Genomic DNA, 12,473 nt, shown 5'->3' with positions numbered 1-12,473 from the left:
TTCTAGATTACTATAAGTTCAATTCAGGAACAAGTGCTTATGAGAGGGGACTATCCATGTGACTGTTCAACGTGTTGAACATGAAAAGCCGCTGTATATTCAGGTTAATCCGAAGGATAATATGGCGATTGTTGCCAATGATGGCGGACTGCCGGAAGGAACGGTATTTCCCTGCGGCCTTAAGCTCCTGCAAAATGTTCCACAGGGTCATAAGGTGGCACTTGCTGATTTAAATCCAGATGAGGCGATTATCCGTTATGGAGAGATAATCGGGTATGCGATGAGAGGGATAGCGAGGGGGAGCCGGATCGATGAATCATTGGTGAGAATGCCGATACCGCCTCAATTGTTAGAGCTCTCAATAGCAAGCAACTTACAACAAACCATTCCTCCGTTGGAAGGCTATACGTTCGAGGGGTACTTGAATGAGGACGGAAGTGTTGGAAGTAAAAATATTTTAGGCATTACGACCAGTGTGCAATGCGTAGCCGGCGTGTTGAACTTCGCAGTGAAGAAAATTAAAGAAGAGCTCCTTCCTCGATTTCCGAACGTCGAAGACGTGATCGCACTAACCCATACCTACGGCTGCGGGGTGGCGATTAACGCGCCTGACGCCATTATTCCGATACGCACCATTCAGAATCTCGCGCAAAATCCGAACTTCGGCGGGGAGCTCATGGTCGTCGGACTGGGGTGTGAAAAGCTGCTTCCCGAACGGATCGTCCCCGGAGGTGCCACTGATCAGATCGTAACCCTGCAGGAGAGCCACGGGTTTATGCCAATGGTCAGATCGATTATGGCGATGGCGGAGAAGCGCCTTGACAGATTGAACAGCCGGAAACGCATGACTTGTCCTGCATCGGCGCTAGTAGTTGGTTTGCAATGCGGGGGAAGCGATGCATTCTCGGGAGTTACAGCGAATCCGGCTGTCGGATACGCTGCTGATTTGCTCGTACGTGCTGGAGCTACGGTGTTGTTCTCCGAAGTTACGGAGGTCAGGGATGCCATTCACTTATTAACACCCCGTGCAGTGAATGAGGATGTTGGGCGAGCTTTAATCCGTGAGATGGATTGGTATGATAATTACCTGCATCGTGGCAGCGCGGATCGCAGCGCGAATACGACACCTGGGAATAAAAGAGGCGGCTTAGTCAACATCGTCGAGAAGTCCCTCGGATCTATCGTCAAATCGGGTACGAGTCCGATTGCCGGTGTCCTATCTCCTGGTGAAAGAGCAACCCAGAAGGGGCTGCTCTTCGCAGCGACGCCTGCCAGCGATTTTGTATGCGGTACGTTGCAACTAGCTTCCGGCATCAATGTACAGGTGTTTACAACTGGAAGAGGCACGCCTTACGGATTGGCTGCCGCTCCGGTCATCAAAGTATCGACGAGAAATGCGTTAGCAGAGCAATGGCATGATCTGATAGATCTAAACGCAGGAACCATTGCGACGGGGGATGCGACGATTGAAGAAGTGGGCTGGGAGCTGTTCCATCTCATTTTGGATGTTGCGAGCGGGAACAAGCGAACTTGGGCAGACCATTGGGGGCTGCACAATGACCTCGCTTTATTTAACCCTGCACCCGTCACCTGATAACGGGCATTAGTGGAGTGAATTTCATCCAAATTGTGGTAGTATTGAATAAAAGAAATTCTGGTTTGAGGAGGGAGATACTTGTATCCACGTGCCAATGTTTTAGGAATCGTTACTCGAAGTAAACAAGTTCTTGTTGAGGAGCAATCAGGGAAACATTCAAAGGGTACAGGTTTTTACTATAGACCAATAGGGTATCCTACTAGAGGTATGATTTAGCGGGAACTATTTCTTAATAAAAACACCAGGAAGGAAGTCACAACAAGCGGCTGCCTTTTACAACGCAGAAACGCATCGTATCAGAGGAATTGAGACGTAATGGAGGATGCTGATTATTCTATCGTTAAGTTATAATATGCTTGTATCAAATAAAAAATGAAAAGGAGCTCACTATGAAAGCACTTGTCACTGGCGCAAATAAAGGAATCGGTTTCGAAATCGCTCGAAGTCTTGGTAAGCGTGGCTATGATATTCTCGTTGGAGCGCGTGATGAAGCCCGTGGGCAGGCAGCAGTCGAAAAACTTGCCGCAGAAGACATATCAGCAACGTTCATCAAGATTGATTTGAATAATCTTGACAGCTTACACGCAGCGGCTAAAATGGTTAATTCGCTCGATATTTTGGTCAATAATGCTGGAATTCCTGATAGTGTCAAGCCTGGGCGCGCGGCGCTCGACCTCGCAAAGCACACATTTGACTATACAACAGAGGATTTACGTACGACGATGGAAACGAATTTTCTCGGCACACATGAGCTCATCAAAAGTCTGCTGTCATCTCTGACAGACAACGCGAAAATCGTCAATATCACCGTTCCAATTTCGCCGACCGACTTTTGGCACCCGCTCGCTTACATTACGAGCAAAGCAGCACTCAACGTGATGACACTGACTTACGCTTACGAGTTTGAAAAAATGGGCAGCCATCGCCAGATTTTCGGCATCATGCCTGGCGCAGTCGCAACTGACTTGAACGGCATGGAAGCTGGTGCGCACGGCGGATTCGTCAAGTCTCCCGAAGCCGCTGGGCAGATAAGTACCGACATTATCCTGTCTGGTAAGAATCAAAATGGACAAATTATTCAGTACGATGGAAAGATTGTCACAGATTATGAGATTCAGCTGAGAGGCTAGAAACAATAGAAATCCCTGTTCACTTCTGGTGAATAGGGATTTTTTTCTTTCATATATTTCCTGAAATTCGATTGACACAAGCAGAAAACTGTGGGAATATTTTCTTGAAGCAACATTTAGAACAATGTTCATAATAACGAACATGACGGTTGATCATACAGATGAACTAGCTCGATTTACGATTTCCGGCGAAGGAATATCCAAGCCAGCAATTCCAGACTTGCCGATCCTGGTTCTCAAACCGTTGACCACGGTAGTCGGTCCGGAAGACCCGATGCTGTTGCCCTTGGGAACAGAATGATTAAGTTAATAGCAAAATAAAAAAATGATAAGGTGAATTATGAGAGGAAATGTAGCTGTTATTACCGGCTCTGCAACCGGTATCGGAAAAGCCATCGCTCTTCGTTTAGCAAGGGAAGGCGTCCATATTACAATCAATTATTCCAAATCGGAAAATGAAGCATTGGAGACCCAAAAGGAAATTGAGGCTTTAGGAGTAAAATGTCTGTTGTTTAAAGCTACGGTTTCCGATGATCTTCAGGTACGCCAAATGATTAAAGAAATCATAGGTTCATTCGGACGATTGGATATTTTAGTCAATAATGCAGGAGTGACCGATTTTGTTAGTCATGATGATCTTGAGGGGTTGAAAGAGGAGTATTGGGACAGGGTCATGGATGTCAATGTAAAGGGGCTTTTCTTTTGCAGCCGGGCCGCAGCTGTCGAATTAAAAAAGCAGAAAGGCTGTATCGTAAACATTACGTCGGTCGCAGGGTTGACGGGGCTAGGCAGTTCGATCGCTTATGCCGCCTCGAAAGCCGCTGCTATTAGTGTAACGAAATCGCTTGCCCGTATCATGGCCCCTGAAGTTCGCGTCAATAGTATTGCGCCTGGGATTGTACAAACCCGATGGGTTGAGGGGCAGGAGGATCATATCAAGCGACTGGCAGAGGGAACACCGCTTGGTAGAATTGCAACTCCGGAAGATGTGGCTGAAGTCGCTTATTCATTAATTGCGCATTCGCATTTTGTGACAGGAGAGATCCTCAAAGTAGACGGCGGGATGTTTATATAACTTATGAAAGCAGAAAAATAAGCTGACCGTGTCTAACGCGGCTGGGCTGGAGAAAAGAAGTCCTTGAGTATCAAGGACTTCTTCATTTTTGTAAGCATACATTCTTTGCAGAAGAGCTATTCAAAGATTTACGAGGTGATGAAGATGTTGAATGGAATCAAAAGTCGATCAATCATCGGCGGAATTATCTATTGGATAGCAGGCGGGACGCTGGCAAACGAGCTTCAAGATCAACTGACAATCATCAACAATAATTGTCCAATGACACAAATCTCCCAACATTCTAGACACCGATCTCTAGACAGGTTAAAGACTCGATCAATTTTCAACAAGCAGACGTTAATACGAACGGGCAGGATAGTTGAATGATTTTGCGAATAACTTAAGTCATGACGAATTTACGAAGTTCGCAAAAAGACGTTAGCCGAAAGAAGTTCTTAGTTTAGGAGGAGTCTATATGATATTAGAAAAAGTTATAAATAGAATTGTAATACAAAGTGAATATAAGGATTTTATTGATAAGTATATAGATAATATACTTACCGAATTTAAAGGTAAGGTTCATAGCATTTATATGTGTGGCTCGATTCCAAAAGGAACTGCTAAACCTTTTAAGTCAGATGCAGACTTTACTATTGTATGTGTAAATCCCAAAGAAATTGATTACGAAAGATTGTCAACTATTAAAGACAGGCTTTTGGAAGAATATCCAGTAGTAACTAAGATTGATACGATAATTTGCTCGATTGACGATGTATTAAGTAAACCAAATGAGTGGGGTTTTTGGGTAAAGATAATTTGTGTTTGCATATATGGTCATGACGTGGGTGAAAAAGTACCACCAATAATTATTTCTCCAGAGTTCATTTTAGACTTAAATACAGAGACCAAGGAGGAAGTAAATCGTATACATAGTTTACTTTCTAATGCTAGTGATTACACAATGAAAACTAGATATATAAAAGGTTACTCTAAGAGATTAATTCGTGCATTATACTCTTTGGTTTTAGAAGATACAGGTGTATGGCAAGATGACATTATTGAGATGAAGAATGCCATATTAAACTATTGTGAGATTGACCCCGCTTTAGTTGATTATCTGTATGCTTGTTACTTGGACAGTCATGTACTTGTTGAAGAGTTTCTGGGAATTGCTGATGAAGTATATAGCTATTTTGAGAACGCCTTAAATGCAATGGCTGCTTCCAGAACTTCCTTCGGCTAACACCTTATTGACGCTCCGGGTCACTCTGAGAAACGAGTGACCACATCCAGCCCCCTAAGCTCGTCGGGACGTCGATGCGTTAGGTGTTCGGCAAGCCTCACAACTATATTTCAACTGGGAACTATAGAAAATAAACAGGGAGCAGATTGCCTCAGCAACTGTTCCTAGAAAAAAAACAGCCGACTACTTTGCGTAGCTGGCTGTTTTTTTGCATGCAGTACCATGTTCATCACTTATGGAATAGAGGCTCAATAAACACGTGAAAGAGCTTGTTTTTAATCTCTTCTGGTGAATAACCGCGATGCTGTCTTTGGAAAATATAAACATCAGGACGCAATATCGCCATGATGGCATCCGCCGTAAAAACAGGATCGAGGTCGAGGTTCTCGGTTTTCTTCGCCACTTCGTTCAATAATTGGACGATAACGGAATGAATGGATTCGTAATGCTCTGAATAGAAAGGGACGTTTTGCTGCTCATCACCGCCACTGTTCGCCTGGATGGCTGCAAGAACGGGAGAATGCGTCTCAAGTGACTCCAAATGATACAGAAGTGCAGTTTCCAAACGATCTTTAATCGGGCTGGAAGTATGGTCCCCTAAAAATGATTGGATCCGATCGTAGTTCTGGATGCAGCTTTCGCCGATGAGATCCCAGCACAATTCCCCTTTGTTGTTATAGCTTCGGTAAAGTGTGCCTTGACCGACTCCAGCTTCTCGGGCGATCTGACGCATGCTGACATGCTCGACCCCATATTCGGCGAATAAAGCAGCTGCCTTTTCTAAAATGACTTGTCTGCGTTTTTCCGCATCTTTGCGAAGGTTTTTCTCCAACATTATATTTCCCCCTTTTTTTTTAATATTATCCATTTGACAACCGGACTGCGATCCGGTTATATTGTTTAACAAGCGGACCGCTGTCCACTAACGCGCTCGAATAACTCTTATTAGAACATATCTTATCCATCTTGTACAGGTGGGCCAATATTGTCAGGAAATAGAGTCCGAGGTTCGCGATTGCCAATTAGATTTGAGGAGGAACTACAATGTCCAATCATCAACAGCAAGCCAATCATAAGAAAATCGGTGTAGGTATTATCGGAGCAAGTCCGTCCAACCCAGGGTGGGCTGTCGCAGCGCACATCCCGGCGGTTCAAGCCTTGCCTGACTTCCAACTGGTTGCGGTGAGCACGAGCAACCGCGAATCCGCGGATGCGGCTACTGAAGCGTTCGGTGTTCCTGGATTCGATAATTACCAGGATTTGATTCAGCATCCTCAAGTAGATCTTGTCGTGATCGCTATTAATGTGCAATACCATTACGATATCGCTCGAGCTGCTATTGAAGCAGGCAAAATGGTATACAGCGAATGGCCGCTTGGCATATCCACGGAACAGGCGCAAGACTTGGCGGACCGTGCCAAGGAGGCTGGCGTTCGGACGTTTATCGGCTTGCAGGCGCGTTACTCTCCCGCAATCCAATACGCCCGTGATTTGATCACTCAAGGCTATATCGGCAACGTACTCGCAACTACATTATCCGGTACGGCCTTGATCTGGGAACCCGTCACGATCCAAAAATTCGCTTATACGTACGACGTGAACGCCGGCGCGACTATGTTGGCGTCCGCAGGACTTCACGCCATCGACGGGCTGAATTACGTGCTCGGCGATTACGATAACGTGTCCGCGAAGCTTGAAGTTCGTCACCCTGAAGTTCAAATCATAGATAATGGAACGACAATCAAAGTGACGGCTCCGGATCACATGGCCATTATCGGCACGTTAGAAAGTGGCGTGTTGGCGACAACCTTATACCGCAGCGGAACTTCGCGGGACTTCGACTTGCGTTGGGAGATTATCGGCACGGATGGCGAGCTTGTCATCACCTCCGATTTCAACGGAAATATGCAAAATACCGAGCTGAGATTGAGGGGCGGCAAAGGCGAAGACAAGACGCTCGGCGAGATCGTCATTCCAAGCCAATATACCGAAGATATCAAAATGATTCCCGAAGGACCGGCAAGATCAAGCAACATCGGGAAATTTTATGCGAGCTTGGCTAAAGATCTTCGCGAAGGCACGAATGAAACGCCGGACTTCGCTCATGCTCTCAAACGCCACCAGTTATATGACACGATCATGACGGCTTCTCGTACCGGAGTCGAGCAAAAAGTGAACTAAACGAATACTGCATTAAAACATAACGGGAATGATGCAACCGGAGAGGAGAGAGTATTTCTCCTTTCCGACAAACATCCAGAAAGCGGGAGAAATTCATGAAGATAGAGGTCTGGACGGATATCGTGTGTCCATATTGCTATATAGGAAAACGGAAGTTTGAAGAAGGGTTAAAGAAGTTCAAGTATCGCGATTCAGTGGAAATCGTATATCGCAGCTTTGAACTTGATCCGCAAATGGCAGTTCACGTAAACGATGATATTTATGGGCTATCGGCCAAGAAATTCGGATCGACGAGAGCACATATGAAAGCTGTACATGATGATATCACAAAGCGTGCAGAACTAGACGGTCTGACGTTCAATTATGATTCTACCATACACACGAATACATTTAATGCGCACCGTCTACTTCATTATTCGAAGCAATTCGGAAAAACGAACGAATTGTTGGAACGGTTGTACAAAGCTTATTTTACCGATTCCTTGCATATCGGGGACGACAATACACTTGTGATGATTGCTGTTGAAGTCGGACTGGACGCGGCTGGGACGACCGCGATGTTAGTTAGTGAGCAATACGCTGCCGAGGTAAGAGCGGACGAGCTTAAAGCGCAAAAGTTAGGTGTTCGAGGCGTTCCTTACTTCTTAATTAATGGAAAATACGCTATCTCTGGGGCGCAGACGACGGAAGTTTTCGTCGAGGCGCTAGAGAAAGCTTGGGCGGAAGAGCATCCCGTCGTTCAATTTCGTTCCGCATCTGGGGATACGGAAGAGCTCGTCTGCTTAGACGGTTCATGCGCAGTGGAGCACCAAGAATTAAATAAACTAAGAGAGGAGAGTTAATTACGTGGGCGATCGGATTTCTAAAGCGAATATGTTGTTATTGATTTTAGTTTGTCTTGCACAATTTTTGGAAGTCATGAATTCCTCTACGGTGACCGTTGCGTTACCCGCGATCCAATTGGCGCTGCATATGAATACAAATAATTTACAATGGATCGTCACGTCTTATGTCCTCACCTTCGCTTGTTTTCTGCTTGTCGGCGGACGTGCAAGCGACTTGATCGGGAGGAAACGCGTGTTAACGCTCGGTTTAGCAATTTTCGCGGCTGCTTCGCTCGCCGGCGGATTCGCGATGAATCCGGTTTGGCTCATTGCGAGCAGGGCGATTCAGGGGATCGGCGCGGCGCTGTCCATTCCTGCGGCCATGTCGTTGATTAGTACGTCTATTCCCGAAGGCGCGCAACGAAATAAAGCTTTTGCCATTTTCGGCGCATTAGGTTCGGGCGGTTTCGCTGCGGGATCAATCGTTGGCGGGCTGCTGACAGACTCGCTCGGTTGGCGATCCTTGTTTTTCTTGAACGTCCCGCTCGGGATTGCGATCATTATCGGGTTAGTGTTTGTTAAAGAACGGCCGATGGAGCAAAAGAACAAGCAATCCATTGATTTGCCCGGCGCAATTGCTGTGCTGTTAGGCATATTCATTCTCGTCTACGGGTTATCCATGCCTGATGTCGATGGCAGTTGGTCGACCACGAAAATCGTAACCTTAATCGTCGGAGCGCTTATTCTGGTCGGATTCGTTTTCATCGAGAAATACGCCAAAAACCCGCTCATGCCGCTCCGGTTGTTCCGTATCGGTTCGCTGGTATCTTCGAACATTATCGGATTCTTAATGTATTCCTTCATGACCGCATTTATTTATTTCTCAACTCTGTATTTCCATGCGCTTGGCTATTCTTCATTAATAACGGGTTTGGCTTTTCTACCGCTGGGCTTATCGTCCGTTCTAGCCACCCAAATCACGCCTTACTTCATGCGTATATTCGGAGCGAAAATGTTGTTGATTGTTTCGCAACTCGTTAATGCGCTCGGCTTGTTCTGGTTAAGTACCATGTCCATGAACAGCGTCTATGCTGCATTTATTTTACCGGTCTTCATTCTATTAGGTCTCTCGACGGCAGCCGGATTTACGGCTATCATCGTAGGTTCCGTGAGGGATGTGCGACTTGAGGAGCACGGTGTGGCAGGCGGTATCGTAAATACGTTCTTGCAACTAGGAGGCAGCCTCGGATTGTCTATTCTGGCTACGGTCGCGAGCTCGGTGACCGCTTCGGCAACCGATCCATCGTCCAACGAAGCGATGCTGTCGGGATTTCAAACAGCATTAGTCGTTGGCGGCTGCTTTGCATTATTCGCTTTGTTCCTGGCCTTACTTAGCTTAAGAAAGAAAAAGGCAGCGTTGCTGCAAGCTTAATAATTGTTAACCACACCAAGGAGGAAACGACATGAATACGAGTGCGACAAAAAAAGAAGTGCTGGAAGCATATCATTTTAGACATGCAACGAAAGCATTTGACCCAACCCAAAAAATTTCCGAAGACGATTTCCGGTTTATCCTGGAAACAGGGAGATTATCGCCTAGCTCCAACGGTCTTGAGGCGTGGAAATTTCTAGTCGTTCAAAAGCCTGAACTTAGGGAAGAGCTTCGGCCGTTCGCTTACGGCGCGTACAATCAACTGCCCACCGCGAGTCACATGGTCGTTATTCTTGCTCGTAAAGGACTTATCCCGGAATCCCCTTATATTTATGAACAGCTGACAAAAGTTAAAAAATATCCCGCCGAAATGGTGCGAAACAACGTTGGAGCATGGCACAATTTCTTCGATTCGTTCCACCTCGATAACGAACAAGCGAGAACAGCTTGGGCTTCTAAGCAAACCTATATTGCACTAGGGAATATGATGACTTCCGCGGCGATGATCGGAATCGATTCTTGTCCGATCGAAGGCTTCGATCCTGATAGAGTCAACGAAATTTTAGCAAAACGAGGATTGCTCGGAGACGACGAGTATGAAATAAGCGTTATGGTCGCTTTCGGTTATCGGGCAAAAGAGCCGCGTGATAAAACAAGAAGAACGATGGAACAAGTATCCGAATGGATTCTGTAACGTTCGTAAGCCATCACCATGAACTAACAATTAAATTCGTAAATAAAATAAGGACGTGACGATATGTTGAAGAGAAAAATGTTTCAAACAAGTTTGTTGTATTTACCGGCGGAGAAGCATTCGCCAATGGGGCGGGAGCTGTCATCGGTGCGGCGCCTACGGTTCATCACGGACATATGCCCGAGATTGATTTGATCGATATGGATAACGCGAAGGGAGTCTGGGCAATTGGATGATCAATTCTGACCGTTAAATTTCCTGACGGGAAAGAGCATAACATCATGTGGGCTGCCAATCTGGCGGCCTTTCATTATGGGTAATCCGATGCATGCTTGGGCGTGTATTTTTATGCCAAGAAGCAGATTTGGCTTACACTAGAAACCATCGAAGGCTTCATTATATTTCTTTTGCATATTCGGTATTTTCAAATGCCAATCTAAGACGTGGCAAAGGTACGCCTACCTTGTTTGCTGCTCTCACAACTTCAAGTACCGCAAAACCTGCTTTGCTGTTGTTGTATTCCACAAAAAGTCGCGGTAAGCTGCCTTTTACAAAAATAACCTTGTTAAAAAGTGTGCCGAGAAGTACCGGTGGAATTTTAGTCAGCAGGAGAGAAATGGCATCAAGCTTTGCACCTCTTGCTTTAAGTAGAGGGATCATTTCTCTCATATTTAACCCAACATTTGCAAATGAGTCCCTATGGTTCAAGAGCGCTGGAAAACTTCCCCGTTTTAACACCTCGGTCTCCATAGCTGCATTCATGGCAAAGTGATTCCATAGCCAGTTTTGCATATCCTTTACCCAACTAATTTTAAAATGGGCACTTTCAAAGCATTCCTTGACCAATTGGTTAACATACTCAGTGCCTGCCCGTGGTTTTTCAAGAAATATCATTTTCAAAAAGCCACCTCTAAGCCTATTGTCCGCTATGCCGCCGCCTCCTCCGGGAAAGCCAAAGACAACATTGTTCATAGACAATGGTTCGATCGATGATTTCAAATCTTGCCAAATGTTATTGAATATAAGGATAGGGGTATTTCCTGCAGCAGTTGATAGGAATTGTACAGCTTCCGAAAGTTGTTCCGTGTTGACGCTCACAATAATAAGATCATAATTTGGAAGCATCTCCTCATGTAGTTTGACGTTCCAGCTTTCTTTTATGAGCTTTTTCCCTTTTCGTGCGTCCCACATTTCAAGCTCTATACTGCTTCCGAAGGTTTCTTTTCTTCCTTTTCTAACGTAAAAATCAACTGTATGCCCTGCCTGTTCAAAAGCCCACGCATATTGGGTCGATATTACACCTCTACCGAAGAATAAAATTCTCATGTTAGCCTCCCTATAATAGTTGATAATCCTTGTTGATGATCCAACAACGTGTTGTATAATATTTTATGCATTCACTAAACGGTCATCAACCATCAAATTTTTAATATCTGTCGGATAATCGATTGAACAGAAAAGAGGCAAATAATGAACAAGCAACCTGAAATTACGGACAAAACAAGGCAAACATTTATAAATGTATTCTGTGATTTATATAGCCAAAAACCAATTGAAAGAATATCTATTCAAGAGATTGCTAACAAGTCAGGATATAATCGCAGTACATTTTATCAATACTTTACAGATATCTATGCGTTGTTGGACTACGTTGAAGAGAATGTTTTGAAATCCATTAACGTGGAGATAACAAGCAGAGAGTTTTCTACGCATACTTTCCAAGATGCACTTCAATGCTTGGAAAATACCGAAGAAATTTCAGTCCTTAAAGCCCTCTTGGGTGACTATGGTTCTGTTCATTTTGTTGAACGCCTGAAAAGAGAAATTCCCTTTGAGAGATTGATTGCGGACTTTCCAACAAATGATAACTTAGCGCCATACCTAATTGAGTTTTACATATCAACATTAATATCTTTGTTTCGCCTTTGGATACGCAACGGCAAAGATTTATCGTCGGAAGAATTGGTCAAGCTGATCGATAGCCTATTTGCAAATGGGATAAAACCGTATTATATCTTTGGCACAGTCAATGAAGGGTAAAGGCGGATCAAAAGGGTATTGGGATTACACTAATTTAAAACAATTGGAATTCGATAAGAAAGAATATGAAGAGCAACTAAAGATCGTATGTATGCAACTCAAAGAAGACGGCAACAGCATATAACACCGTATTCACACTGAGGGGCTAATGCCCCTTGGTCTGCCCGAGGCATTTCGGAGAAGGTAGATCAGGCAGACAAACCCTGCACTGGCTAAGTGCGTCGGACCCGCCGCTATTCGGCCTAAGCCAGAGAAGGTTCGTGAATACAACAACG

Annotated in this window: 12 protein-coding genes; 10 read left to right on the top strand and 2 right to left on the bottom strand. The window is 44.9% G+C overall.

The genetic code is table 11. From position 1 onward, the window contains the following. The first annotated feature begins 58 nt into the window (after positions 1-58). The 5 genes from garD (at position 59) to GQF01_RS02120 (ending at position 5,027) form a co-directional block, all read left to right on the top strand. Positions 59-1,594, top strand: a complete 1,536-nt coding sequence (garD, locus tag GQF01_RS02140) for a galactarate dehydratase (protein WP_328803382.1) — start codon at positions 59-61, stop codon at positions 1,592-1,594. Positions 1,595-1,986: 392 nt separating this feature from the next. Further along, the gene (locus tag GQF01_RS02135) at positions 1,987-2,727 is read left to right on the top strand and encodes an SDR family NAD(P)-dependent oxidoreductase (RefSeq protein ID WP_161405247.1); all 741 of its coding nucleotides are present in this window, start codon (positions 1,987-1,989) and stop codon (positions 2,725-2,727) included. A 124-nt stretch (positions 2,728-2,851) separates the two neighbouring features. After that, positions 2,852-3,028, top strand: a complete 177-nt coding sequence (locus GQF01_RS02130) for a hypothetical protein (protein ID WP_161405246.1) — start codon at positions 2,852-2,854, stop codon at positions 3,026-3,028. Positions 3,029-3,067: 39 nt separating this feature from the next. Then, complete coding sequence (locus GQF01_RS02125; protein WP_202556005.1) at positions 3,068-3,802, top strand: SDR family NAD(P)-dependent oxidoreductase; 735 nt, start codon at positions 3,068-3,070, stop codon at positions 3,800-3,802. A 457-nt stretch (positions 3,803-4,259) separates the two neighbouring features. Continuing rightward, positions 4,260-5,027, top strand: a complete 768-nt coding sequence (locus tag GQF01_RS02120; protein ID WP_161405245.1) for a nucleotidyltransferase domain-containing protein — start codon at positions 4,260-4,262, stop codon at positions 5,025-5,027. 229 nt (positions 5,028-5,256) lie between these two features. Here the strand turns inward: GQF01_RS02120 and GQF01_RS02115 are convergent, their stop codons facing one another. After that, entirely contained in the window at positions 5,257-5,862 is a 606-nt protein-coding gene (locus GQF01_RS02115) for a TetR/AcrR family transcriptional regulator (RefSeq protein ID WP_161405244.1), read from the bottom strand. A gap of 209 nt (positions 5,863-6,071) precedes the next feature. On the opposite strand from GQF01_RS02115, the gene GQF01_RS02110 reads away from it, so the two are divergent. The 4 genes from GQF01_RS02110 (at position 6,072) to GQF01_RS02095 (ending at position 10,158) form a co-directional block, all read left to right on the top strand. Continuing rightward, entirely contained in the window at positions 6,072-7,208 is a 1,137-nt protein-coding gene (locus GQF01_RS02110) for a Gfo/Idh/MocA family protein (protein WP_161405243.1), read from the top strand. Positions 7,209-7,303: 95 nt separating this feature from the next. After that, positions 7,304-8,050: a DsbA family oxidoreductase gene (locus GQF01_RS02105; RefSeq protein ID WP_161405242.1), complete on the top strand. Its 747-nt coding sequence runs from the start codon at positions 7,304-7,306 to the stop codon at positions 8,048-8,050. 4 nt (positions 8,051-8,054) lie between these two features. Next, positions 8,055-9,464: an MFS transporter gene (locus tag GQF01_RS02100; protein ID WP_161405241.1), complete on the top strand. Its 1,410-nt coding sequence runs from the start codon at positions 8,055-8,057 to the stop codon at positions 9,462-9,464. 31 nt (positions 9,465-9,495) lie between these two features. Beyond that, positions 9,496-10,158, top strand: a complete 663-nt coding sequence (locus tag GQF01_RS02095) for an NAD(P)H-dependent oxidoreductase (RefSeq protein WP_161405240.1) — start codon at positions 9,496-9,498, stop codon at positions 10,156-10,158. Positions 10,159-10,554: 396 nt separating this feature from the next. On the opposite strand, the gene GQF01_RS02090 is transcribed toward GQF01_RS02095, so the two are convergent. Then, the gene (locus GQF01_RS02090) at positions 10,555-11,484 is read right to left on the bottom strand and encodes a ketopantoate reductase family protein (protein ID WP_161405239.1); all 930 of its coding nucleotides are present in this window, start codon (positions 11,482-11,484) and stop codon (positions 10,555-10,557) included. Positions 11,485-11,628: 144 nt separating this feature from the next. On the opposite strand from GQF01_RS02090, the gene GQF01_RS02085 reads away from it, so the two are divergent. Beyond that, positions 11,629-12,198, top strand: coding sequence for a TetR/AcrR family transcriptional regulator (locus tag GQF01_RS02085; protein WP_161405238.1), 570 nt, complete (start codon positions 11,629-11,631; stop codon positions 12,196-12,198). Positions 12,199-12,473 lie beyond the last annotated feature (275 nt).

It is taken from the genome of Paenibacillus silvestris (genome assembly GCF_009882985.1).
GTDB lineage: Bacteria > Bacillota > Bacilli > Paenibacillales > NBRC-103111 > Paenibacillus_E > Paenibacillus_E silvestris.
The sequence above is the reverse complement of the archived record's forward strand: the minus strand, read 5'-3'. Positions and strand labels throughout refer to the sequence as shown.